Genomic DNA, 23,411 nt, shown 5'->3' with positions numbered 1-23,411 from the left:
GAGCAGCGGTGCCGGGCGGACCGGTTCCGCGACTATTTTCCCAGCGCTTCCGTCAGCAGCGCGACCAGCGCCTCCAGCTGCACGTCAGCCGACGGGACGATCTCCTCGTCCGACCCGTCCAGCGCGCGGGCGGCAAGCCCCGCCTTGGTGTCGATCAGCTCGGCGATCCGCGCGTCGATGGTCTGCGCCGCGATGATGCGCCACGCGGTGACCGGCTCGGTCTGGCCGATGCGGTGGCTGCGGTCGATGGCCTGTGTCTGCTCGGCGTCGGTCCAGGACAGCTCCGCGAGCACGACGTTCGACGCGACCTGCAAGTTGAGCCCCACACCGGCCGCCGACAACGAGCACACCGCGATCGCTACCTCGGGGTCGTTCACGAACGCGTCGATGTTGCGCTGCCGCGCCGTGGGGGTCTGATCGCCGCGGATCGACGAGAACCGCACACCCTGCTTGGCGAAGATCTCCTCGGCCTCGTCCATCACGTCGACGTGCTTGGCGAAGAAGACGACCTTGCCGGCGCTATGGGCCAACTGGGCGGCGTAGTCGGCGGCCGGGCCGGCCTTCGCCTGCCCGATGCGCCGCATCATGCTGAACACGTTCTCGCCGGTCGAGGCGTTCGAGTCCTTCAGCTCCGCGCGCGCGATCCGGCGTACGAGCTCGTGGTCGATGCCCTCGGTCTCGGCCGAGCGACGGTATTGCGTGACCATGCGGCGGACCAGATTCCGCTCGGCCGCGCGGATCGACCGGCCATCGGAGCCGTCGAGCTCGACGGGCAGGTCAGCGACGCGGCGGTCGGGGATGTCGGCGGCGACGTCTACCTTGCGGCGCCGGACGATGCCCCGGTCGATGACGCACCGGCGCGCCGCGGGATAGAAGCCCGGGTCCGCGGGGGTCAGATCGGTCTCCTCCAGCGCCTGCATCAGCTCGCCGAGCGGCTTCGTCTCGTCGATCCAGCCGAGGAACTGCCAGATCGCCCGGAAGTCGTCGATGTCGTTGATCAGCGGGGTACCGGTCAGGGCCATCAACAGCGGCGGTGCGGAACGCGACCGCATGCCCTCGGCGAGCTCGAGGACGTGCTGCGAGCGCTGCGAGGTCTTGTTCTTGATGAAGTGCGCCTCGTCGACGACCATCCCACGGAAACCGAAGTCGCCGAGCCAGCCCACGTGGCGGTCGAGCACCTCGTAGTTGACGACGACGATGTCGGCGTAGCCGTCGACGGTGTCGCCGTTGCCCTGCACAACGGTGGCGGGGCGATGGGGCGTCCAGAGGCCCGCCTCGCGGGCCCAGTTCGTCTTGACGACGTTCGGCACGACCGCGAGCAGCGGATAAGCGCCTGCCGCCTCCGCGGCGAGCAGCGCCTGGGCCGTCTTGCCCAGGCCCGGCTCGTCAGCGAGCAGGAAGGTCCGGTGACCGGCGGCGGCCGCAGCGACCACCTGTGCCTGGTGCGCCATGAGCTTCGGGTACCGCGCTGAGAGCACTGACGGCGCGGGCAACTCCATACACGCGGAATCGCCACTCCCGGCGCGCTCGAACGAGCTGAGCAGCGGGCCGAGCAGCTCCCAGCTGGCCAGGCGGCGCGGGCGGGCGGTGGGGCGCTGCGCGAAGGCGGAGTAGTCCGGGGCCAGGAACGGAGCGGCCAGCTGCCGGGTGGCCACTGACTGTGGCACCACGCGGCGGACGGGGGTGGCCGGGGTCTCGGGCGGCGGCGGCGCTTCCTCGGGGGCGGGCTCGATCCCGGCGGAAATGAGCATTTCGCGTTTGAGTGACCGGACGGCGTCGGCGACCACGGCGTCCTCGCCGAGGAGCGCCATCAACTCGACGTCGCGGACCGCCGTCGTCGCGAGGATCTGCGCGATGCCGTCCAGGCGCTTGAGCTGCTCGGCGCGGTGACTCTCGGAGCCGGCGGCCCCGGAGTCTCCAGCGCGGAGGCGGGCGCGCTCTTCCCTGAGCAGCAGGGCGACGGCATGGAACTTCGTACGGACGGCGGGCGTCACGCGGCCCTGCTGGGCGGCCGCCTCGACTTCACGGGCGGTGCCTGCGAGCAGCGCGATGACGTCGCCGCGATGGCGGCCTCGCTGGTTGCGCGGGGCGGAACGGCGAGCACCCGTTCGGCGCTGGCCTGGTCGAGCCATAAAACTCTCCTTCGAGTGCGGGCACGGCTGTGGGGGCCTCGGTGGGCGTCCTCCGGGCGCCGGCATCCAGCGAGTACGCGAGCCGGCGAGCGTGCCTCGCTGAGGACAACGTCTGCGAGGAGGCAATGTTCCCGTGGGGTTCTTCACAGCGACGCGAGAATACGTCTAGATCGCCGTCAGTCAGGAGTCGGCCGGGCCTTCCGCCCGGCTGCTGGTAACTCTGGCGAATCTACCGGATGCTAGTCCCAAAATCCTATCGGTAAGATAGGATATCGAGTCATGTTCTCCTTGGAGCGGGACGAGCCTCGCGAGAGCACGCGTCGCGCGGTGAGTTCGGGGCTGGTGCTACGCGCCGTCCTCGACGAGGGACCGTTGGCTCGCAGCCACATCGCGCGCAGGACGGGGCTGTCTCCGGCGTCGGTGACCGATCACTGTTATGCGCTGCTCGGCAGCGGCTTGCTGACCGAGGTGCAGCCCCGTCGTAGCCGCAAGGCGATGGGGCGCCCCACCGTCCCACTGGACCTCAACACCGACGTCGGTGTGGTGGGCGGCATTCACTATGCCGCCGAACACGCCACGGTCGCGCTGGTCGATCTGCGGGGGACCGTGCTCGCGGAGCGGTTGGTCCGGCACGACGGCGCGGATGCGGGCACCATCGTGACGCGGAGCGGGGACGTGCTCGTCGAGCTCCTTCACCGCGAGGCGTCCACGCTGCCGACGCCGTTACTGGGCGTCGGTGTCGCCAGCGGCGGATGGGTCGATCCCGATCGCGGCATGATCGTGGAACACGACGTGCTCGGCTGGCAGCGGATTCCGGTCGCGGAGCTGCTGCAGGATCGGCTCGGCGTCCCGGTCTGTGCCGACTCGCACGTCAGAACTCTTCTCCGGGCGGAGCAACTGTTCGGACGCAGCGAGTCGCGGGCCAGCGTCCTGGGTCTGTTTGTCGGCAACATCGTCGACGCGGGGTTCGCGCTGGGGGAGCGGCCCCACCACGGCGCCCGCTCCCGCGCGGGCGCCGTCGCCCACCGCGCCGTACCGGGGAGCACCGTGCCGTGCGATTGCGGCCGGACCGGATGCCTGCAAGCAACCGTCTCGGAGTGGCGTCTGGTAGCCAGGGCCCGCGAGCTCGGCCTCATCGAGCGGCAACCCGAGCCGGGGCCCGCGGCCAGGCCGGCCATCTTCGATCTGCTCGACGTGCTGCGCGCCGGCGACCCCACCGCACGGAGCTTGTTCGTCGAACGGGCTGAGCTGGTCGGACAAGCGGTGGCACCGCTGATCGACATGTTCAGCCCGGACCTCGTACTCGTCATCGAGCCGGGGATCACCTACCTACCCGAGTGCCGCACCGCGTTGCACCGCCAGATCGCAGCGCACAGTTTCACGGTTGCCGATCCGTCCGGGATCGTCGTCGGATCCAGTTTCATGGAGCACGCGCTCGCGACCGCCGGAGCGACGGCGTTCCTCGACGCGCTCTATCGCGACCCGCTCGGCGCGGTGCCGAGCTCGCGTGCGTCGTGACGTAGGTCGCAGGACTAATTTCAGTACCGCCGTAAATAGACACGGCCTCCGCGCCCTGGCGAGAATCAACAGCGTCTGACCGTCTGACGCCGGGCATCTCGGCGGCACTCCCCGACCCCGTCTTCGGATGGCGTTCCGCACCCCTTTACCTACTTATCCGATCGATAAAGGAGGCATCGCCATGACGACCGCACTCACCGCCGACCTGGATGTCCGCAAGGTGACCAGCCGCATCGGGGCGGAGGTCCGGGGTCTCCGCCTCGACGCCGACCTCGACGAGGCGACGGTGGCGGGCATCCGCGCCGCGCTGAACGAGCACAAAGCGCTGGTCTTCAAAGACGTCACCCTCGACGACGAGGCGCAGCAGCGCTTCGTCCGCTACTTCGGTGACCTGACCACCGCCCACCCGACCGTGCCGGCCGAGCCGGGCGCGCCCCACGTGCTTCCGGTGGACAGCGAGCAGGGCCGCGCGAACCACTGGCACACCGACGTGACGTTCGTGCTCAACCCGCCGCAGCTGAGCACCCTGCGCAGCATCGTGCTACCGCCCTACGGCGGCGAGACGCTCATCGCGAACTCGGCGTCGGCCTACCGCGACCTGCCGGAGCCGCTGCGCGCCTTCGCCGACACGCTGTCGGCGGTGCACACCAACGACTACGACTACGCGGTCCCGCCGGAGACGCTCGATGACGAGGCGCGCAGCCGCCGCGAGCAGTTCACGTCGATCAAGTACGAGACCGTGCACCCGGTCGTCCGCGTGCACCCGGTCACCGGCGAGCGGGGACTGTTCATCGGCGGCTTCGCCCAGCGCATCGTGGGTCTCTCGACTTCCGAGTCGCGGCAGATCCTGAACGTGCTGCAGTCGTACGTGACCCGCCCGGAGAACGTGCTGCGGCACCGCTGGTCGCCCAACGAGCTGGTTCTGTTCGACAACCGCATCACCCAGCACTACGCGATCGACAACTACGACGGCCTGCCCCGCCGGCTCAACCGCGTCACCGCCGCCGGGGACGTCCCGGTCGGGGTCGACGGACGGACGAGCTACTCGCTCCACGGCGACGCGTCGCACTACACGCCCGTTGCCGCGGTCGCAGCCTGATCCCCGACCAAAGGAAACGTCCCCCATGCCTGACCTCATTCAGACCGGGTTGTCGCGCCGCCACTTCTTCGGACTGGTCGGCGGTGCCGCCGCCGCGCTGAGCCTGGCTGCGTGCTCCACTGCGGAGGGCGCGACCGCGGGTGCTCTGAAGACCACCGACCCGCTGCCGACGACGATTCCCGACGGCACAACGCTGGCCATCGCCAACGGTGCCCAGAAGCAGGAGCTGACCTTCCGGTACTCCGGCCTACAGGCGAAGCTGCCGTTCGAGGTGTCGTCGTGGCCGAACTTGAGCGCCGGTCCGGACGTCATCAACGCCTTCCGCGCGCACTCGGTCGACGTCGCCGAGAACGCGGGGATCCCGCCGATCCAGGCCCACTTCCAGGGGGTCGGTGCGCGGATCGTCGCGGTCAACCTCACGCGTGAGCCGATCTATGCCTTCGCCACCAAGCCGCACAGCGACATCACCTCGGTCGCCGACTTCAAGGGTAAGAAGCTCGCCTTCTCCCAGGGCCAGGCGCAAGGCGTCGTACTGCTGCGCGCGCTCAAGAAGGCGGGCCTGGACTACGTGAAGAACAAGGACGTCGAGCTCATCCCGTTGACGAGCAACCAGTTCCTGCCGGCACTGCAGTCGGGCCAGGTCGACATCGCGCCGCTGTACTTCGGCCAGATCCCGACCTACCTGGAGCAGTACGAGAAGGACGGGGCGAAGATCATCGACACCGACGTCATCGACCGGTTGGCCATCCTCTGGGCACCCGACGACGTCCTGTCCCAGCCGGACAAGGTCGCCGCGATCAAGGCGTACGTGCCGCTGTGGGCGCAGGGTCTGGTCTGGGTCTACGAGAACCCGGACCAGTGGATCAGCGACTACTGGGTCAAGAGCCAGAAGCTGACCGCGAAGCAGGCTAAGGACGTGGTCGCACTGACCAGCAAGCCGTTGCTCCCGCCGAAGTGGGACGAGGCGGTGAGCTGGGAGCAGCAGACCGTCGATCTGCTCGCCGAGGGCGGCTTCGTGAAGTCGTTCGACGCGTCGGAGCTGTTCGACCGCCGCTTCGAGGGCCTGACCGCCGCGGCCGTTCCCGAGACCTATCGGAGCTGACCATGACCGAAGCATCCACGCTTCCGCTCGCGGCCACGATTGCTCCGGAATCACCGCCGGTCGTGAGGCGGCCGAAACGGCGACGGCTGAGCGTCCGCAAGAACCTTCCCGGCGCCCGGCTCCTGGGGCCGATCGTGATCGTCGGCATCTGGGCCGTCGCGTCGGCGACGGGTCAGCTGGACCCGCGCACGCTGCCCGCACCATGGACGGTCGCCGAGACCGCCTGGGAGCTGTGGACGACCGGCACGCTCGGAGAGGACATCCTGACGTCGCTTCAGCGCGCGGCGAAAGGCTTCCTGCTCGGGCTGAGCATCGGCGTCGGACTCGCGCTGCTGGCCGGCCTGTCCCGCGTCGGTGACGCGCTCATCGACGGCTCGGTGCAGATCAACCGCGCGATCCCCACGCTCGGGCTGATCCCGCTGTTCATCGTCTGGCTGGGCATCGGCGAGACGTTCAAGGTCGCCATCATCGCGATCATCGTCTACATCCCGATCTACCTGAACCTGCACGCCGCGCTGACCGGCATCGACCTGCGTTTCGTCGAACTGGCGGAAGTCAGCCGGTTGAACAAACTGCAGTTCATCAGGCACGTCGTGCTTCCCGGCGCACTGCCCGGCTTCTTCGTCGGGCTCCGGCTGGGCGTCACCTACTCGTGGCTCGGACTGGTCGTCCTCGAGCAGATCAACGCCACCAGCGGGCTGGGCTTCATGATGTTCCAGGCCACGAACTACGGCCAGACCGCTGTCATCGTCGTCGGACTCGCGGTCTACGGAATCTTCGGATTCGTCTCGGACGCACTCGTACGAATTCTGGAGAGGCGGGTGCTGTCATGGCGACGCACGATCAGCAACTGACGGCGCCGACCGTCCACATCGCCGGGCTCACCCGCGCGTTCGGTGAACGTGCCGTCCTCGACGGTGTCGACCTGGACATCCAGCCCGGCCAGTTCGTGGCGCTGCTCGGCAAGAGCGGTTCCGGGAAGAGCACGCTGCTGCGCGCGCTCGCCGGCCTTGATCACGACGTGACCGGCACCGGTGTGATCCGGACCCCCGAGCGGGTCTCGGTCGTGTTCCAGGACTCGCGTCTGCTGCCGTGGAAACGGATCCTGCCGAACGTCGTCCTCGGGGTCGAAGGGAGGGCGGACGCCAAGGCCAAGGCGCGCGAAGCGCTGGCCGAAGTCGGGCTGGCCGGACGCGAACGGGCCTGGCCCACCGAGCTGTCCGGCGGCGAGGCGCAACGCGCGGCGCTGGCCCGCTCCCTCGTCCGCGAGCCCGAACTGCTGCTCGCCGACGAACCCTTCGGCGCGCTCGACGCGCTCACCCGCATCAAGATGCACGCCCTGCTCCGCGAGCTGTGCGAACGCCACCAGCCTGCCGTCCTCCTGGTCACCCACGACGTCGACGAGGCGATCGTGCTGGCCGACCGGATCCTCGTCCTGCAGGACGGACGCATCGGTGTCGACATCACCGTCGACCTACCGCATCCCCGCGCGTACGGCGACCACAAGCTCGCCGGCTATCGGACGCTGCTGCTCGACGCCCTTGGCGTCGACGCCGGAGCCCAGCAGCGCGCGTCCTAGAAAGGATCCCGAGACCCAGTGTCACGCCAACTGCACCTGAACGCCTTCCTGATGAGCTCCGGGCACCACGAGGCCGCCTGGCGGCTGCCCGAGAGCGACCCCTACGCCGACGTCGACGTCGATCACTGGATCCGGCTCGCGCGCATCGCCGAACGGGGCAAGCTCAACTCCCTCTTCCTCGCTGACGGCCCGGTGCTCTGGCAGGGCGTGGAGTTCCGTCCGGCCGGGCAGCTAGAGCCGACGATCCTGCTGACGATCCTGGCCACCGCCACCACCCACATCGGGCTGATCGCCACCGCGTCCACGACCTACAACGAGCCCTACAACCTGGCCCGGCGGTTCGCCTCGCTGGACCACGCCAGCGGCGGCCGCGCCGGCTGGAACATCGTCACCACGGCCGGGGCCGACGCGGCCCGCAACTTCGGTCTCGAGGACCAGCCCGACCACTCCGACCGGTACCAGCGAGCCGAGGAGTTCGTCGAGGTCTCCCGCAAACTCTGGGACAGCTGGGACGACGACGCCCGCCAGGCGGACAAGGCGACCGGCCGCTACATCGACCCCGCCCGGGTCCACAACCCCGAATACGTCGGCAAGTACTACCGGGTGGCCGGGGCCCTGAACGTGCCACGACCGCCCCAGGGGCACCCGCTGCTCGTCCAGGCCGGCTCGTCCGAAGACGGCAAGGACTTCGCCGCCCGCTACGCCGACGCGGTGTTCACCGCACACCAGACTCTCGCCGACGCGCAGGGCTTCTACGCCGACCTCAAGTCCCGCGCCGTCGCGGCCGGACGCGATCCGGCCTCGGTGATCATCCTGCCGGGCATCGTGCCGATCCTCGCCGCGACCGAAGCGCAAGCGCAGGCCAAGGCGCAGCTGCTGGAGGACCTCATCGTTCCCGAGTACGGCCTGCGACAGCTCGCCGCGGTGCTGGAGGTCCCGCAGGAGATCCTGAAACTCGACGAACAGCTGCCCGACAGCATCCCCGACAGCGACACCATCGAGGGCGCGCAGAGCCGATCGAAACTGGTGGTCGCGCTGGCACGCCGGGAGCGTCTCACCGTGCGCGAGCTGATCGGCAGGCTCGGCGGCGGCCGCGGCCACTTCACCTTCGTCGGCACCTACGAGCAGGCCGCCGACGTGATCCAGGAGTGGTTCGAGAACGGCGCGGCCGACGGTTTCAACATCATGGGTGCCGCGCTCCCCTCCGGCCTGGAGGAGTTCGTCGACCATGTCGTTCCGATCCTGCAGGAGCGGGGCCTGTTCCGCCGCGAGTACGCCGGGCGTACCTTGCGCGAGCACTACGGCCTGCCTCGACCGGCCAACCAGTACGAGAGGGTGACGGCCGGGCAGCCCGGCGCGGGCTGAGCGCGTCGGGGGCCTGCGGAGGTGCCGGTCAAGGCCGGATATCCAGCTGCGTGAGCCGCCGAGGCCCTCTAGCGTGGCGGCGGTGTCCACCGATCAGCTGCTGAACGTCGTTGACATCGAGGCCACGTGCTGGTCGGGGCAACCGCCTGCCGGATCGGTCAGCGAGATCGTGGAGATCGGCTTGGCCGTGGTGGATCTGGAGTCCGCGCAACGCGTGGAACGGCACCGCATCCTCGTTCGGCCGACACGATCGCGGGTCAGCGCGTTCTGCACCGAGCTCACCGGCCTGACCCAGGAGGAAGTCGACACCGGTCTCGATTTCGCTGCGGCCTGCCGCCTGCTGGAGTCCGAGCATCACTCCGGGCGGCGGCCGTGGGCGAGCTGGGGCGACTACGACCGCAACCAGTTCCTCCGCCAGTGCCGGGCCCCCGCGACCCCCTATCCGTTCGGCCGGCACCACATCAACGCCAAAGTCGTCTTCACCGAGGCCTACGGGCTGCGCAAGCGTCCCGGGATGGCCAAGGCATTGGAGATCGCGGGCCTACCGCTCGAAGGCCGGCATCACCGGGGTGAGGACGACGCGTGGAACATCGCGGCGTTGATCCTCAACCTGGCGCGGCGCGACCACTGGCCGGCCGTCGGCGCCGGGCAAGCTGTTTCCGCGACGTCCGAACAGCAATCTGCGGCGCGCGCGGAGCCATGAGAAAGGCGGGCGCCCCCTACCCGGGAGAAGTGGACGCGGTCGCCGACCTCGCATGGCGTCCGGGGGTACGATCGCCGGCAGGAGGACGTCTGCTGTGGTCACCGAACATGACCGGTTCGCTGCGGCACTCGGCGCATGGGCGCTGGGCATTTGCGAACCCGACGAGGCGCGAGCCGTCGAGGTCCATCTCGACGGCTGTGCGGAGTGTCGCAGCGAAGTCGATGAGGTCAGCGCCGTGGTGGCCGCGCTGCCCGCGGGGGCGCCGCGCCCTGCGGTGTCGCCGGCCCTCCGCAGCCGCATCTTCGACGTCGCCCGGATGGTCCGCCCACCGGCGCCGCCCGCCCCGGACGCTGCCGGCTGGTACCGGAGCGAGGTAGTGGCCCTCGAGGCCGTGCTGAGCACGCTCGCGCCGGACGGTTGGCAGCTCCCGACGAGGGCCGGGCTGTCCGTCCGGGACCTCGTCGTGCACCTGACGGCCAACGACGCGCGGCTGGGGACCCAGCTGCATCTGGATACGGACGCCGACCGCAACGACCCCGCGCCGCGGCGCTGGCGCGCTCAGGCCGACGCGTTGCTCGCCGCCCACCCGACCCAGCTCGTCCGGCTGACCGATTCTCGGTTCCCGCGCCGCACCTACGCTGACGCGCTGGTCCAGCGGGCGTTCGAGACGTGGGTGCACGCCGCGGACATCAGCGCGGCACTGGGAACACCGGAGCGAAGCGTGCCGGCGCCGCTCGCCAACCGGATCGCGACGCTCGGCGTCGATCTGCTGCCGTGGGCGTTCGCGCTCGTCGGCGTCGACCGGCCGGGCCGCACCGTCGACCTGCGTTTCACCGACGGCGGCGAGCATCGGGTAGCGATCGTGCCGGCCGGCGGGGCCCGGGGCGGATACTCGGACCGGTCCGGTGCGCCGGACGCCGTCGTGACGATCGAGACCGCGGAGTTCTGCGCGCTGATGGGCAACCGCCGCACGCCCGCGACGCTACGCAGGCAGGTCGAGGGCGATCCGGGGCTCGCGGCGGACCTTCTGCGCGTCGTCTCGACGCTCGGCTGCGAGTGAGTCGCGACGTGCCCCTCGCACCGGAGGGAAACGGGATTCTGGCTGCCGAAACCGATCAGTTGCTCTACGAGCGCGTGCAGGCCGCCGACGAGGCGGCCTTCGCCGAGCTCTACGACCGGTACGCCGAACTGGTCCACGTCGTTGCGGTCAGCCTGTTGCGTGATCGGGCGGCTGCGGAGGAAGTGACGCAGGACGTGTTCGTCTCGATGTGGACGAACCCGGGCGCGTACCAGCCGGAGCGGGGATCGGTACGGACCTGGTTGACGATGCTGGCTCGCCGCCGCGCGATCGACGCGGTCCGCGCGGCCGAGAGTCGGCAGCGGCTGACCACCGCCGCGTACAGCGCCGTCCCGCCGGGTCCCACGCCGCCGGACGAGGCGGTGCTGACGTCGGACCTGGTCGCGACCGTGCGGACGGCCGTCGACACATTGCCCGACGCCCAGCGGACAGCGATCCTGCTCGCCTACCACGACGGGCTGACGGCGGGGGAGATCTCGGCCCGCCTGGGCATCCCGGAGGGCACGGCCAAGTGGCGGCTGCGGGCCGGTTTACAACGGCTGGCGCGCCGGGTCACGGACGACGGCCACCCCGACGCAGATCCGGTCCCCGGCTGAGACAGCCAGGCGCGAGTTCGGACGCCGGGCGCGCACCGAAATTGGGTTGGTGAGCAGCGGCATCGCTCGTACTCTCGGTACCTGTCAGCAGCAGCACGAACCACCGCACGGAAGGAGATCCCGCATGACATCGCCGATCCACTTCCGTCGACAGCAGGGATGATCCGCGGGTAGTACCCCGCCGTCCCTCGCCGCCCTGGTACCGGGCGGTTCTCTCGTCCACGAGCACAGCAGTCGCCGCAGCCGCGCGTCTCGCGCGAACGGCGGCTGCGACCAGCGCTGAGCGACCGGGCTCATCACCCGGGAATGCCGCCGGGGCCGTTGCATCCCCGGCGCGGCCGGCTCGCGCTGGTCCCGGCCGGCGGATCCGCTACCTCCGCCGGCCACCGGCCGTGTTCCCGGAACGGGGCCCCGGGAACACGGCCCGGACGAACGCGGCCCTCGACGAACGCAGATGAACGAACAGTGCGGGCTGGTGCAATCGGCAGCACGACCGGCTCTGGACCGGTTGATGGAGGTTCGAGTCCTCCGCCCGCAGCAAGGCTGGGCCGCCGAATGCGCCCGTCACAACGGCACGGTTGAGAGACTGATCCCGTGACGGACCGAGCGATGCGGATCCTGTTCAGCACCTGGCCGGCGCACGGACACCTCCTTCCGCTGCTGCCGCTGCTCCGGGCCGCCCAGCGCGCCGGGCACGACGTCGTCCTCGCGTCGGGCGCGGAGGGCGCTGCCGAGGCGTCGCGGCGGGGGATCGCGGTCTGGGACGTCGGGCCGAGCCGCGCGGAGGCGGACGCGGCGTTCCGCGCCGACCCGCCCGACCTCGGAGCGCTGCCGCCGGACCAGCGAATGCCGACCGTGATCCGGGGGATGTTCGGTGCCGCCGCGCCGCAGCGGGCCGCGGCCCTGGTGCCGCTGGCCGAGCAGTGGCGGCCGGACCTGGTCATCCACCCGATCACCGAGCTGGCCGGCGCGATCGCGGCGGAGCGCACCGGCGCCCGGCACGCGGTGCACGGCCTGGGTCCGCTGCCCGCCGAGGCGTGGGAGTGGTTCGGCGCCCGCTTCGGTGCGCTCTGCGCCGACTGGGACGTCCCGGGGCTGGAGAAGGCCATCGTCGAGCGTCCGTATCTGGACAACAACCCGCCGTTGCTGCAGTCGGACGCGGTCGCTGCGTTCCGCAACCGGTTGCCGCTCCGGCCAGAGGCCGGAGAACCCGCGGGTCCGGACGAGACGCTGCCGTGGACCGCGGAGCAGTTGGACGCTCTGCCCTACGACCGGACGCTGCACCTGACGCTCGGGACGCTGTTCCACGGGGCGACCGGGGTGTTCGAAACCGCGCTGGCCGGGCTGCGGCGCCTGCCGGTGAACGTCCTGGTCACGGTCGGGCCGGGAACCGATCCGGGCCGTCTCGGCCCGCAGCCGCCACAGGTCCTGGTCGCGGACTTCGCGCCGCACGCGTTGCTGCTGCCGCGCTGCGCCGGGCTGGTCACGCAGGGCGGCGCCGGGACGATCGTCGCGGCGCTCTGCCACGGGCTGCCGCACCTGATCCTGCCGCAGGGCGCCGACCAGTTCGTCAACGGCGCGGCGGCGGAGCGCGCGGGTGTCGCGCTGGTGCTCCCGCCCCCGGAGCTGACCGCGGACGCCGTCGAAGAGGCGGCCCGCCGGCTGCTCGACGATCCGGCGCTCACCGCCGCCGCCCACGAGGCCCGCGACGAGATCGCCGCGCTGCCCGCCCCCGACGCGGTCCTGGAGATGCTGACGCGATGACGCACATCGATCTCAACAGCGACCTGGGCGAGAGCTTCGGCACCTGGCGCCTCGGTGACGACGCCGCGATGCTCGACGTCGTCACCAGCGCGAACGTGGCCTGCGGGTTCCACGCGGGGGATCCGAGAACGCTCCTGGAGACCTGCGCGCGGGCGGTCGCGGCCGGTGTCGTGATCGGCGCCCAGGTCGGTTACCGCGACCTGCCGGGCTTCGGTCGCCGGTTCATCGACTACGCCCACGCGGACCTGGTCGCGGACGTGCTCTACCAGCTCGGGGCGCTGGACGGGCTGGCCAGGGTCGCCGGTGGCGCCATCCGTTACGTGAAGCCGCACGGCGCGCTCTACAACACGATCGTCCACCACGAGGAGCAGGCGGCGGCGGTCGTGGAGGCGGTCGGCCGGTACGACCCGGCGCTGCCCGTGCTCGGCCTGCCCGGTTCGGTGTTCCTGCGGCTGGCGGAGAAGGCGGGGCTGCGCACGGTCAGCGAGGCGTTCGTCGACCGCGGTTACACCCCCGCCGGAACGCTGGTGCCGCGCGGCGAGCCCGGCGCGCTGCTGCAAGACCCCGCCGAGGTCGCCGAGCGGATGGTGCGGCTGGTGGAACGCGGTGAGATCGTCGCGGTGGACGGCACGGTGGTGCCGGTCCGCGCGGATTCGCTGTGCGTCCACGGGGACTCGCCGGGCGCGATCGCGATGGCCGAAGCGGTGCGGGGTGCGCTGGTGCGCGCGGGGGTGACGCTCGCGCCGTTCGCCGGAGCGGAGGAGTGAACACCGCGGCGCTCCGGGAGCAGTTCCGCGCCGGGCTGGTCCGCCCCACCGCCGGTCTCGCGCCGGGCGTCACCCAGGTGAACCTGATCGCGCTGCCCCGTGACTGGGCCTGGGACATGCTGCTCTACGCGCAGCGCAACCCGCAGCCGTGCCCGGTGCTCGACGTCTCCGACCCGGGCGTGCCGTCCACCGTGCTCGCTCCGGACGCCGACCTGCGCACCGACCTGCCGCTCTACCGCGTCTGGCGGGACGGCGCCCTGGTCGAGGAGGCACCGGACGCGACCGCGGCCTGGCGGGACGACCTGGTCGCGTTCCTGATCGGGTGCAGCTTCACGTTCGAGTCGGGCCTGCTCGCGGCCGGCATCGAGGTCCGCCACATCGCCGCGGGGTCCAACGTCCCGATGTACCGGACGAACCGGGAGTGCCGCCCGGCCGGGCGGCTCGGGGGGCCACTCGTCGTCTCGATGCGGCCGATCCCGGCCGACCGGGTGTCCGACGCGGTCCGGATCAGCGGACGCTACCCGGCCGTGCACGGCGCGCCGGTGCACGTCGGTGACCCCGACGCGCTGGGCATCCCGGACCTCGCCCGCCCCGACTACGGCGATCCGGTCGACGTGCGTCCCGGCGAAATCCCGGTGTTCTGGGCCTGCGGGGTCACACCGCAGGCCGCCGTGGTGGCGTCGAAGGTCCCGTACGCGGTGACGCACGCCCCGGGGCACATGTTCGTCACCGACACCCCGGACAGCCGCTACCAGGTCTGATGGTTCACTGACGCCATGACGACCGTTTCGGAGCCGGTGCTCGGCTCGGCTGCCCGCGCGGTGGCCGACCTGCGGGAACGGGTCACCGCCGGGCAGCTCGCGCCGGGCACCCGGCTGTCGGAGACCTCCTGGACCGGGCCGCTCGGCGTGTCCCGCAACACGCTGCGCGAAGCGTTCAGCACGCTGATCGAGGAGGGTCTCCTGGTCCGCGTCCCGCACCGCGGCGTGTTCGTCGCGACGCTGTCGCCCGCGCAGATCGCCGACATCTACCGGGTGCGGGTCCTGCTCGAATGCACCGCGCTGCGGCAGGCGCCGACCGACCCGCCCCGGGTGGCGGGCCTTCGTACCGCTGTGGACGACGCTGAGCGCCACGCCGCCGCAGGCGACTGGAGCGCGGTCGGCACCGCGAACATGCGGTTCCACGAGCAGATCATCGCGCTGGCCGACAGCCCGCGGCTGAACGCCTGGATGAAGCAGCTGACCGCCGAGCTCCGCCTGGCGTTCGTCGCGGCCTCCGACACGGCGGCGCTGCACCGGCCGTTCGTCCCGCTCAACGCCGAGATCGTCGCGCTGTACGAGGCGGGGGACGCCGCCGGCGCCGCGGACCGGCTGCGGGACTACTTGCTGGACTCCGAGCGGGTGGTCCTCGGCGCGCTCGTCAGGTAGCCGCCCATCCGCGTGAAGTACTCGAGGGCGGGCAGCTCCTTGCCCTCGGACGTCCGCACCGTCCGCACCAGCAGCGCCCGGTTGCGTCCCCGGCGGGCGTCGGCGCCGGCCACGATCGCCACCCCGTCGCCCTCGCGGTAGAAGATCCGCCCCGGCGTGCCGCCGTACACCGCGGCCGACACGTCGGCGGCGAGGATCTCCAGCCGCTCGGCGCCGTGGTAGCAGAACGCCGCCGGGTACGGTGCGGACTGCGCGCGCACCAGCCGCTCCAGCTCCTCGGCCGACCAGGTCCAGTCGATCCGGATGTCCTCTTCGGAGCGCTTGTGGAAGAAGCTGGCCTTCGTGCGGTCCTGCGCGGGGAAGTCCGTGCGGCCGCTGCCCAGCTCGGTCAGCGCGTCCAGCAGGATGGGCTCGATCAGGTCGAGCGTCGCGTGGAAGAGGTCGGTCGCGGTGTCCTTCGGACCCACCGGGATCGCCCGCTGCGCCACGATCGGGCCGGCGTCCAGCGTCGCGTCCATCAGGTGGGCAGTGACGCCGACCTCGGTCTCACCGTTGATCAACGCCCAGATCAGCGGGGAGAAGCCGGCGTAGGCCGGCAGCAGTGCATCGTGGATGTTGAGCGTGCCGAGGCGGGGGAGTTCGAAGATGCGCGGGGGAATCCAGGTGCGCCAGTTGTTCGCGACGATGACGTCTGGAGCCAGCGAACGCAGCGTTTCGTACAGCTCGTCGTCGTCCGGACGGTCCCGTAACAGGACCGGCACGCCGGCGGATTCGGCCAGGTCAGCGACCGAATCGGACCACACTCGCTCGTAGACACCGCCGCCCGGGTGATGGGTCACGACTCCGACGACGTCGTGGTCGGAGTCCAGCAGGGCCCGGAGGGTCCGATGCCCCCAGGTTTGGTAGCCGAACATAACGACCCTCATGCGTCCTCCTGGTTACAACCTCGAAACCACACCCTCGGTTGGGCTATCTTAAGCAAGGCTCGCCTAACTGACCGAGGGTAGGCCCGCGCGGAAACTTAGGTTAGGCTGACCTAAGTTGCGGGAGTCACCTGTGGTCCCGCCGTGCGAGGGGAACGGACATGACTGAGCTCGGGCTCGATCTCGTCGGAATCGGCTTCGGCCCTTCCAACCTGGCGATGGCGATCGCGGTAGCGGAGCACAACGCTCGCCCTCACGACCCGGAGCGGGGTCCGCTGGGGACGGTCGCGACAAGATTCCTCGAGCGGCAGCCGGAGTTCGGCTGGCACCGCGGCATGCTGTTGGAAGACGCCACGATGCAGGTGTCCTTTCTCAAGGACCTGGTGACGCTGCGGAACCCGACCAGCGAGTTCAGCTTCCTGCGGTACCTGCACGACCAGGACCGCCTGGTCGACTTCATCAACCACAAGACGCTCTTCCCGCTGCGCGTGGAGTTCCACGACTACTTCAGCTGGGCCGCCGAGCAGGTCTCCGACCAGGTCAGCTACGACACCGAGGTGATCTCGGTGCTCCCGGTGACCGATGAGAACGGCGACGTGAGCGAAGTGGACGTCGTCGCGCGCAGCGCCGGTGCGATCGTCACCCACCGGGCCCGCAACCTCGTCATCGGCACCGGCCTGCGCCCGCGGATGCCCGCGGGCGTGCAGCAGTCGGCCCGGGTCTGGCACTCCAGCGACCTGCTGCGCAACGTCGGCTCGATCCGCGGCACCGATCCGCGCAGGCTCGTCGTCGTCGGCGCCGGTCAGAGCGCCGCCGAGGCCGTCGCGTTCCTGCACGAGCAGTTCCCGGCTGCCGAGGTCTGCGCGGTGATCTCGCGCTACGGCTACTCGCCCGCCGACGACAGCTCGTTCGCCAACCGGATCTTCGACCCGGGCGCGGTCGACGAGTACTTCGACGCTCCGGACGACGTCAAGCAGGCGATGATGGCCTACCACGGCAACACGAACTACTCCGTGGTGGACATCGACCTGATCCAGGAGCTCTACCGCCGGACCTACCGCGAGAAGGTGCTCGGCCGGGAGCGGCTGCGCCTGCTCAACCTCACCCGGACGACGTCGGTCGAGGAGCGCCCGGACGGGCTCGCGGTCACGCTGCAGTCGCTGGTCAGCGGCGAACGCACGGCGCTCGACGCGGACGTCGTCGTGTTCGCGACCGGGTACCACGAGGCCGACCCGTACGCGGTGCTCGGCGAACTCGGTGACCTCTGCCTGCGCGACGCGCAGGGCCGCCCGCAGGTCGGGCGCGACTACCGGGCGGTCACCGACCCCCGGCTGCGCTGCGGCGTCTACCTGCAGGGCGGCACCGAGCACACGCACGGGATCTCGTCCGCGCTGCTGTCGAACACGGCGGTCCGAGTGGGCGAGGTGCTCGACTCGGTGCTCCAACACCGCGCCGCCACAGTACTGATGGCCGCCTGAGCAACGTGGCCACACTGGTCGACCAGCCTCCCCGGGCCACCAGCGCAACCGCCGCGGCGAACCTTCGCCGCGGCGGCGTGCTGCTGGGCGCGCTGTTACTCCTGGTAGTCGTGTGCGCGCTGAGCCTCCTGCTGGGCACCCGCAACGTCAGCCCCGGCACGGTCTGGGACGCGTTGTTCCACTACGCCGGCACCGACGACCAGTCGATCGTCCGGGACCTGCGGGTGCCGCGGACGGTGCTGGGTCTCCTCGTCGGGGTGGCCTTCGCGGTCTGCGGCGCGGTGATCCAGGCGGTGACCCGCAACCCGCTCGCCGACACCCAGATCCTCGGCATCAACTCCGGGGCGGCGCTGTTCGTGGTGATCGCGATCGGGTTCCTGGGCTTCACCAGCTACTGGTCGTACGTGTGGTTCGCGTTCATCGGGGTCGCGGTCGCGCTGATCGGGGTCTACGTGCTCGGGTCGGCCGGGCGGGGCGCCCCCACGCCGATCCAGCTGACGCTGGCCGGGGTGGCGCTCGGGGCGGTGCTGGAAGGCGCGTCGCAAGGCGTCCGGCTGATCAAGCCGCGGGCGTTCGACTACCTGCGATTTTGGGACGTCGGGTCGCTGGCCGGGCGATCGCTGGACGTCGCGGCCGCGGCGGCGCCGTTCATCGTCGTCGGGACGCTGCTCGCGGTCGCGGTCGCGCGGTCGCTGAACGCGGTCTCGCTCGGCGACGACATGGCCAAAGCGCTGGGCGTCAACCTCGCCCGGACGCGGTTCGTCGCGCTACTGGCGATCATGCTGCTGGCCGGTGGCGGGACCGCGGCCGTCGGGCCGATCTGGTTCCTCGGCCTGGTCGTCCCGCACCTGGCCCGCTGGGTCGTCGGCACCGACCAGCGCTGGATCCTCGGCTTCACGGTCCTCGTCGGGCCGATCGTGATCCTCGTCGCCGACATCGTCGGCCGGCTGATCGTCCGCCCCGGCGAGCTACGGGTCGGGATCGTCACCGCGTTCATCGGCGCGCCGGTCCTGATCTGGTGGATCCGGACCCGCAAGGTGGTGAGCGGGCCGTGACGCTGCCGTTCGTCGCCATCCGCCCCGGGCGGTCGTTCTCGCTGCGCTATCGGGTGCGGACCCTCCTCGTCGTCGCCACGCTCGCCGTTCTCGCGTTCGCGGTCGCCGTGGTGTCGCTGGGCACCGGGGACGTCGTGCTCTCGCCGGGTGAGGTGCTGGCGGCGCTGGTGGGGCAGGGCTCGACGATTGCCGAGCTGGTGGTGCTCGACCTGCGGTTGCCGCGGGTGCTGCTCGCGCTGGCGATCGGCGCGGCGCTGGGGTTGTCCGGCGCGATCTTCCAGGCGCTGACCCGCAACCCGCTCGGCAGCCCGGACATCATCGGCTTCACCACCGGTGCGTTCACCGGCGTCCTCGTCGTCACGGTCTTCATCGGCAACGCGTACTTCCTGGTAGCGGCCGGCGCTCTCGTCGGTTGTCTGGCCACCACGCTGACCGTGTACCTGCTCGCCTACCGCCGCGGCGTCCAGGGATTCCGGCTGATCATCGTCGGCATCGCGATCAGCGCGATCCTGACGTCGATCAACCAGTGGTTCATCATCAAGGTCGACCTGCAGGCCGCGTACGCGGCCACGATCTGGGGCCAGGGAAGCCTGAACGGGCTGGACTGGACGCAGGTCCCGCCGGTGCTCGGGCTGCTCGCGCTGCTGGTGACGCTGCTCGCGATCGGCGGTCCGCGGCTCCAGCTCCTGGAGATGGGCGACGAGATCGCCACCGGCCTCGGCGTCCAGGTGGAGCGCGCCCGACTCACCTACCTCGCGCTCGGCGTCGCACTGATCGCGGTCGCGACCGCGGCCGCCGGGCCGATCGCGTTCGTCGCGCTGGCTTCACCCCAGCTGGCCCGCCGCCTGACCGGCTCGGCCGGGATCGCGCTCACGCCCGCCGCCGCGATGGGAGCGCTGCTGCTGATCGTCAGTGACTGGGTGGCACAGCACGTGTTCGCCCCGATCCAACTTCCCGTCGGCGTGGTCACGGTGACCGTCGGCGGGGCGTACTTCGCCTGGATGCTCGCGCGCGCCGCACGCACCCAGTGACCACCGTGGCGGAATTTCCTACCGGGAGGAGATGCATCATCATGTCGAGTAACCCCTTCGACGACGAGAACGGCCGGTTCAGCGTGCTGGTCAACGACGAGGACCAGCACTCGCTCTGGCCGACGTTCGCCGCGGTACCCGCCGGATGGCGGGTCGTGTTCGGTGCGGACGGCGGCGCGAGCCGGGCCGACGCCCTGGCCTACGTCGAGGCCAACTGGACCGACCTGCGGCCGCGCAGCTTGCGGGAGAGCATGTCCCGCGCGTAGCGCGGTCTGTTTCACGCCGGGGTGGACGAAGGGGATGTGATGGGTTCGGCTAGCAGTGGGCCCGGCGGGAGCCGGGTCCTGATTCGCGCGGTGACGCGGAACGGGCGCCGGTTGACGGTCGGGTCGTTGCTGATCGGCGCGCACCAGACGTGCGAGACGCTGGTGCCGATCCTGATCGGCGTCATCATCGACCGCGCGGTGGCCACCGGCGACCGAAGCAGCCTGGGTTTCTGGGTGGCCGTGCTCGCCGGTCTGTTCACGGTGCTGACGCTGGTCTACCGCTTCGGCGCGCGGCAGCTGATGTTGGCGATCGCCTGGGAGGCCCACCAGCTGCGGATGGAGTTGTCGGGCAAGATCCTCGACCCGCGTGGCATCCGGACCGATCTTCCCGCGGGTGAGCTGCTCACGGTCTCCACCTCGGACGCCGACAACACGTCCTACCTGCTCGACTACATCCCCCGGATCTTCGGCTCGATCGTCGCGACGGTCGTGGCCGCGGTCGCGCTGTTCGTGATCGACGTCCCGCTCGGGTTGCTGGTGCTGATCGGGACGCCGATCGTCCTGGTCGGCCTGCAGCTCAGCTCACCGCTGATCACCAAGCGGGTCGCCAGCCAGCAGGAACTCGCCGGCAAGGCGACGTCGCTCGCCACCGACCTGGTCAGCGGCGTCCGCCCGCTGCGGGGCATCGGTGCCGAGCGGGCGGCGTCCGACCGGTACCACCGGGTCAGCCAGCTCTCGCTGCGCGCGCAGCTGCGGGCCGCGCGTACCCAGGGTGGTTACCTGACCGCCTCGACGACGCTGTCGACGCTGCTGGCGTGCGGTGTTGCGATCCTCGCCGGATATTTCGCGCTGACCGGCCAGATCACGGTCGGGCAGCTGATCACGGTGATCGGCCTCGCGCAGTTCCTGATCGAACCGTTCACGCTGCTCGCGATCGTCCCGAGCTGGGTGGCCGAGGCCCGCGCGTCCGCGAACCGGGTCGCGATGGTCCTGGACGCCGAGCCGCTGCTGCCCCCGGCCGACCGTCCGCTGGCCGACGGACCGGTCCGGGTCGAGCTGGCCGGGCTGCGGTTCGGTCCGCTCGACGGGCTGGACCTACGGATCGAACCTGGTGAAGTGGTCGGCATCGTCGCCACCCAGCCCGCCGACGGCGAGGCGCTGGTGAAGATCCTCTCCGGGCGGGTCGCGCCCGAGGAGTACGAGGGTTCGATCCGGGTCGGCGGTCACCCGCTGCACGAGATCGAACGCGACGTCGTCCGGGCCGCGTTGCTGGTCCAGCCGCACAAGTCCGACCTGTTCGGCGGTTCGATCGAGCAGAACGTGCTGGCCGGGGCAGGCGACCACGACCGGGAGCTCTTCGAGGACGTGCTGCGCAGCTCCGCCGCGGACGAGGTCATCTCGGCGCACCCGGAGGGCCTGGAGCACGTCATCGTCGAGCGGGGCGCGAACCTGTCCGGTGGACAGCGGCAGCGGGTCGCGCTGGCCCGGGCGCTGCTGGTGCGGTCACAGATCCTCGTCCTGCACGACCCGACGACCGCGATGGACTCGGTGACCGAACACGTCATCGCGCAAGGCGTCCGGACGCTGCGCCACTCCGGCGGCGACAACTACACCACGGTGCTGGTGGCGAGCAGCCCGGCGCTGATGGCGATCACCGACCGCGTGATCGTGCTGGACGGCGGCCGGATCGTCGGCGAGGGAACCCACGCCGACCTGGGCGCGGACGACGAGATCTACCGGAAGACGGTGTTGCGATGACGGACGCTCGCGAAATTCTCCCGGTCGCCAGCGCTCGGAAGACCGGCGCCTGGCTCTGGAGCGAGCTGCGCGAACGGCGGCTGGACGCGCTCGGGACGCTGGTCGTGGGCTTGGTGGCCGCGGCGTCGTCGGTCGTGCCGGTGTACGTCCTGGGGTACCTCGTCGACCGGGTGCGGGAGGGCGCGGAGACCTCGGTCATCGTCCGGGTGACGATCGTCGTCGTGGTGGCCGCGGTGCTCGGCGGTCTCGCGACCGGCCTCTCGACGCTGCTGATCGCGCGCCTGTGCGGACGGATCCTCGCCGACCTGCGGGAGAAAGTCGTCGGACGGGCGCTGACGCTGCCCACCCCGGTGTTGGAGCGGGCGGGCAAGGGCGACCTGCTCTCCCGGGTCGGTGCCGACGTCGCCTCGATCGGGCAGGCGGTCTCCGAGACCGTGCCGAACATGGTGTCGTCGCTGCTGCTCGGCGTGCTGAGCCTGGCGGCGATGGCCGGGATCGACTGGCGGCTCGGGCTGGCCGGGGCGGTCGCGGTGCCGCTCTACGTGTTCGCGCTGCGCTGGTACCTGCCGCGGTCCGCGCCCGGGTACAAGGCCGAGCGGGAAGCGATCGCCGAACGGGGCCAGCTGCTCGTCGACAGCTCGCAGGGGTTGCCGACCGTGCACGCCTACCGGCTGGAGCAGCGTCACCTGGGGGAGATCGAGACCGCGTCGGCGCGGGCCCGTGACGTCTCGATTTCGGTCTTCACGCTGTTCACCCGCTTCGTCGGCCGGGTCAACCGGGCCGAGTTCTTCGGGCTGGCAGCGATCCTCGTGGTCGGCTTCCTGCTGGTGGAGAATGGCGCGGTGACGGTCGGTCAGACCTCGGCTGCCGCGGTGCTGTTCCACCGGCTGTTCAACCCGATCGGCATGCTGCTATTCAGCTTCGACCAGATCCAGGCCGGCGGCGCGAGCCTCGCCCGGCTGGTCGGCGTCGTGACGATGCGTACCGAGCCCGAGCCGTCCTCCGACCGAGCTCCGGTCGACGCCTCGCTGGAGCTGTCCGGCATCAACTTCAGCTACGACGGCGCCCACCAGGTGCTGTTCGACGTCGGGTTCCGGGTCGAGCCGGGCGAGCGGGTGGCGCTGGTCGGCTCCACCGGCGCCGGGAAGTCGACGCTCGCGCTGATCGCGGCCGGGTCACTGCGTCCGGAGCGCGGAACCGCGCTGGTCGGCGGAGTCCCGGTCACCGAGCTGGCGCCGGACCAGCTGCGGCGGCAGGTGGCGATCATCAGTCAGGAGACCCACGTGTTCGCGGGCACGCTGCTGGAGGACCTGCAGCTTGCCCGGCCGGACGCCACCCGCGACGACGCGGTCGCAGCGCTGCGGACGGTCGGCGCACTGCGGTGGGCGGAGGCGCTCGAGGACGGCCTCGACACCGCGGTGGGGGAGGGCGGACACGAGCTGACGCCCGCACAGGCCCAGCAGCTCGCGCTGGCCCGGCTCGTCCTGCTCGACCCGGCGATCGCGATCCTCGACGAGGCCACCGCGGAGGCCGGCAGCGCCGGCGCCCGCGATCTGGAGGAGTCGGCGGCCGCGGCCACTGCGGGCCGCACCACGCTCGTCGTCGCCCACCGGCTCACCCAGGCCGCGGCTGCGGACCGGATCGTCGTCCTCGAACACGGCCGGACCGTCGAACACGGGACGCACGCCGAACTCGTGGCGGCCGGAGGCCGCTATGCGCAGCTCTGGCAGGCCTGGGAAGGCCGCACCCCCGCACCGGTGCAGTAACCGC

General features: G+C 71.0%; 21 protein-coding genes and 1 tRNA gene. 20 read left to right on the top strand and 2 right to left on the bottom strand.

The genetic code is table 11. The features are described 5' to 3' along the window. Positions 1-32: 32 nt before the first annotated feature. A complete protein-coding gene (locus BUB75_RS34270; protein ID WP_073263157.1) occupies positions 33-2,132 on the bottom strand; it encodes a DEAD/DEAH box helicase in 2,100 nt (699 codons plus the stop codon). A 279-nt stretch (positions 2,133-2,411) separates the two neighbouring features. On the opposite strand from BUB75_RS34270, the gene BUB75_RS34265 reads away from it, so the two are divergent. The 14 genes from BUB75_RS34265 to BUB75_RS34200 all read left to right on the top strand — a co-directional run bounded on the left by BUB75_RS34265 (position 2,412) and on the right by BUB75_RS34200 (position 15,130). Further along, complete coding sequence (locus BUB75_RS34265) at positions 2,412-3,650, top strand: ROK family protein (RefSeq protein ID WP_073263155.1); 1,239 nt, start codon at positions 2,412-2,414, stop codon at positions 3,648-3,650. A 181-nt stretch (positions 3,651-3,831) separates the two neighbouring features. Beyond that, positions 3,832-4,749, top strand: coding sequence for a TauD/TfdA dioxygenase family protein (locus tag BUB75_RS34260; protein WP_073263153.1), 918 nt, complete (start codon positions 3,832-3,834; stop codon positions 4,747-4,749). A gap of 25 nt (positions 4,750-4,774) precedes the next feature. Next, positions 4,775-5,851 (top strand): ABC transporter substrate-binding protein, encoded by a 1,077-nt coding sequence (locus tag BUB75_RS34255; protein ID WP_073263151.1) that lies wholly within the window; start codon positions 4,775-4,777, stop codon positions 5,849-5,851. 2 nt (positions 5,852-5,853) lie between these two features. Then, on the top strand, positions 5,854-6,705 hold the full coding sequence (locus BUB75_RS34250) for an ABC transporter permease (protein WP_084742061.1): 852 nt from the start codon (positions 5,854-5,856) through the stop codon (positions 6,703-6,705). Next, complete coding sequence (locus BUB75_RS34245) at positions 6,681-7,430, top strand: ABC transporter ATP-binding protein (RefSeq protein WP_073263149.1); 750 nt, start codon at positions 6,681-6,683, stop codon at positions 7,428-7,430. The genes BUB75_RS34250 and BUB75_RS34245 overlap by 25 nt, the downstream gene beginning before the upstream one ends. Before the next feature lie 18 nt (positions 7,431-7,448). Then, complete coding sequence (locus tag BUB75_RS34240; protein WP_218617940.1) at positions 7,449-8,795, top strand: LLM class flavin-dependent oxidoreductase; 1,347 nt, start codon at positions 7,449-7,451, stop codon at positions 8,793-8,795. 73 nt (positions 8,796-8,868) lie between these two features. After that, complete coding sequence (locus tag BUB75_RS34235) at positions 8,869-9,498, top strand: 3'-5' exonuclease (protein WP_425430912.1); 630 nt, start codon at positions 8,869-8,871, stop codon at positions 9,496-9,498. A gap of 94 nt (positions 9,499-9,592) precedes the next feature. After that, on the top strand, positions 9,593-10,558 hold the full coding sequence (locus tag BUB75_RS34230) for a maleylpyruvate isomerase family mycothiol-dependent enzyme (RefSeq protein WP_073263147.1): 966 nt from the start codon (positions 9,593-9,595) through the stop codon (positions 10,556-10,558). Positions 10,559-10,566: 8 nt separating this feature from the next. After that, positions 10,567-11,172: an RNA polymerase sigma factor gene (locus BUB75_RS44550; protein WP_178380054.1), complete on the top strand. Its 606-nt coding sequence runs from the start codon at positions 10,567-10,569 to the stop codon at positions 11,170-11,172. Positions 11,173-11,638: 466 nt separating this feature from the next. Then, positions 11,639-11,710, top strand: a tRNA-Gln gene (locus BUB75_RS34220). A gap of 56 nt (positions 11,711-11,766) precedes the next feature. Further along, positions 11,767-12,936: a glycosyltransferase gene (locus BUB75_RS34215; protein WP_143175597.1), complete on the top strand. Its 1,170-nt coding sequence runs from the start codon at positions 11,767-11,769 to the stop codon at positions 12,934-12,936. After that, positions 12,933-13,703, top strand: a complete 771-nt coding sequence (locus BUB75_RS34210; RefSeq protein ID WP_073263143.1) for a LamB/YcsF family protein — start codon at positions 12,933-12,935, stop codon at positions 13,701-13,703. The genes BUB75_RS34215 and BUB75_RS34210 overlap by 4 nt, the downstream gene beginning before the upstream one ends. Beyond that, the gene (locus BUB75_RS34205; protein WP_073263141.1) at positions 13,700-14,464 is read left to right on the top strand and encodes a putative hydro-lyase; all 765 of its coding nucleotides are present in this window, start codon (positions 13,700-13,702) and stop codon (positions 14,462-14,464) included. The genes BUB75_RS34210 and BUB75_RS34205 overlap by 4 nt, the downstream gene beginning before the upstream one ends. Before the next feature lie 15 nt (positions 14,465-14,479). Then, positions 14,480-15,130 (top strand): GntR family transcriptional regulator, encoded by a 651-nt coding sequence (locus tag BUB75_RS34200; protein WP_073263139.1) that lies wholly within the window; start codon positions 14,480-14,482, stop codon positions 15,128-15,130. Here BUB75_RS34200 and BUB75_RS34195 read toward each other — a convergent pair. Then, entirely contained in the window at positions 15,082-16,056 is a 975-nt protein-coding gene (locus BUB75_RS34195; RefSeq protein ID WP_073263137.1) for a methionyl-tRNA formyltransferase, read from the bottom strand. The genes BUB75_RS34200 and BUB75_RS34195 overlap by 49 nt on opposite strands. A 158-nt stretch (positions 16,057-16,214) precedes the next feature. Between BUB75_RS34195 and BUB75_RS34190 the strand changes: the two genes are divergently transcribed. From BUB75_RS34190 to BUB75_RS34165, 6 genes are read left to right on the top strand one after another with little or no spacing between them, the layout of a single operon-like run. Beyond that, positions 16,215-17,531 (top strand): lysine N(6)-hydroxylase/L-ornithine N(5)-oxygenase family protein, encoded by a 1,317-nt coding sequence (locus BUB75_RS34190; protein ID WP_073263135.1) that lies wholly within the window; start codon positions 16,215-16,217, stop codon positions 17,529-17,531. Positions 17,532-17,536: 5 nt separating this feature from the next. Continuing rightward, positions 17,537-18,586, top strand: coding sequence for a FecCD family ABC transporter permease (locus BUB75_RS34185; RefSeq protein WP_073263133.1), 1,050 nt, complete (start codon positions 17,537-17,539; stop codon positions 18,584-18,586). Further along, positions 18,583-19,617 carry a FecCD family ABC transporter permease gene (locus tag BUB75_RS34180; RefSeq protein ID WP_073263204.1) on the top strand — a complete coding sequence of 345 codons (1,035 nt, stop codon included), beginning with the start codon at positions 18,583-18,585 and terminating at the stop codon, positions 19,615-19,617. The genes BUB75_RS34185 and BUB75_RS34180 overlap by 4 nt, the downstream gene beginning before the upstream one ends. Positions 19,618-19,658: 41 nt before the next feature. Continuing rightward, positions 19,659-19,883 carry an MbtH family protein gene (locus BUB75_RS34175; RefSeq protein WP_073263131.1) on the top strand — a complete coding sequence of 75 codons (225 nt, stop codon included), beginning with the start codon at positions 19,659-19,661 and terminating at the stop codon, positions 19,881-19,883. Between the two features lie 39 nt (positions 19,884-19,922). Then, positions 19,923-21,641 carry an ABC transporter ATP-binding protein gene (locus BUB75_RS34170; protein WP_073263129.1) on the top strand — a complete coding sequence of 573 codons (1,719 nt, stop codon included), beginning with the start codon at positions 19,923-19,925 and terminating at the stop codon, positions 21,639-21,641. Beyond that, complete coding sequence (locus tag BUB75_RS34165) at positions 21,638-23,407, top strand: ABC transporter ATP-binding protein (RefSeq protein ID WP_073263127.1); 1,770 nt, start codon at positions 21,638-21,640, stop codon at positions 23,405-23,407. Before BUB75_RS34170 ends, BUB75_RS34165 begins: the two co-directional genes overlap by 4 nt. Positions 23,408-23,411: the final 4 nt, after the last annotated feature.

It is taken from the genome of Cryptosporangium aurantiacum (assembly GCF_900143005.1).
GTDB lineage: Bacteria > Actinomycetota > Actinomycetes > Mycobacteriales > Cryptosporangiaceae > Cryptosporangium > Cryptosporangium aurantiacum.
The sequence above is the reverse complement of the archived record's forward strand: the minus strand, read 5'-3'. Positions and strand labels throughout refer to the sequence as shown.

Coding starts and splice junctions, on each gene's coding strand:
- BUB75_RS34270 (WP_073263157.1), bottom strand. CDS start 2,132: ATGGCTCGACCAGGCCAGCGCCGAACGGGTGCTCGCCGTTCCGCCCCG.
- BUB75_RS34265 (WP_073263155.1), top strand. CDS start 2,412: ATGTTCTCCTTGGAGCGGGACGAGCCTCGCGAGAGCACGCGTCGCGCG.
- BUB75_RS34260 (WP_073263153.1), top strand. CDS start 3,832: ATGACGACCGCACTCACCGCCGACCTGGATGTCCGCAAGGTGACCAGC.
- BUB75_RS34255 (WP_073263151.1), top strand. CDS start 4,775: ATGCCTGACCTCATTCAGACCGGGTTGTCGCGCCGCCACTTCTTCGGA.
- BUB75_RS34250 (WP_084742061.1), top strand. CDS start 5,854: ATGACCGAAGCATCCACGCTTCCGCTCGCGGCCACGATTGCTCCGGAA.
- BUB75_RS34245 (WP_073263149.1), top strand. CDS start 6,681: ATGGCGACGCACGATCAGCAACTGACGGCGCCGACCGTCCACATCGCC.
- BUB75_RS34210 (WP_073263143.1), top strand. CDS start 12,933: ATGACGCACATCGATCTCAACAGCGACCTGGGCGAGAGCTTCGGCACC.
- BUB75_RS34200 (WP_073263139.1), top strand. CDS start 14,480: ATGACGACCGTTTCGGAGCCGGTGCTCGGCTCGGCTGCCCGCGCGGTG.
- BUB75_RS34195 (WP_073263137.1), bottom strand. CDS start 16,056: ATGAGGGTCGTTATGTTCGGCTACCAAACCTGGGGGCATCGGACCCTC.
- BUB75_RS34190 (WP_073263135.1), top strand. CDS start 16,215: ATGACTGAGCTCGGGCTCGATCTCGTCGGAATCGGCTTCGGCCCTTCC.
- BUB75_RS34175 (WP_073263131.1), top strand. CDS start 19,659: ATGTCGAGTAACCCCTTCGACGACGAGAACGGCCGGTTCAGCGTGCTG.
- BUB75_RS34170 (WP_073263129.1), top strand. CDS start 19,923: ATGGGTTCGGCTAGCAGTGGGCCCGGCGGGAGCCGGGTCCTGATTCGC.
- BUB75_RS34165 (WP_073263127.1), top strand. CDS start 21,638: ATGACGGACGCTCGCGAAATTCTCCCGGTCGCCAGCGCTCGGAAGACC.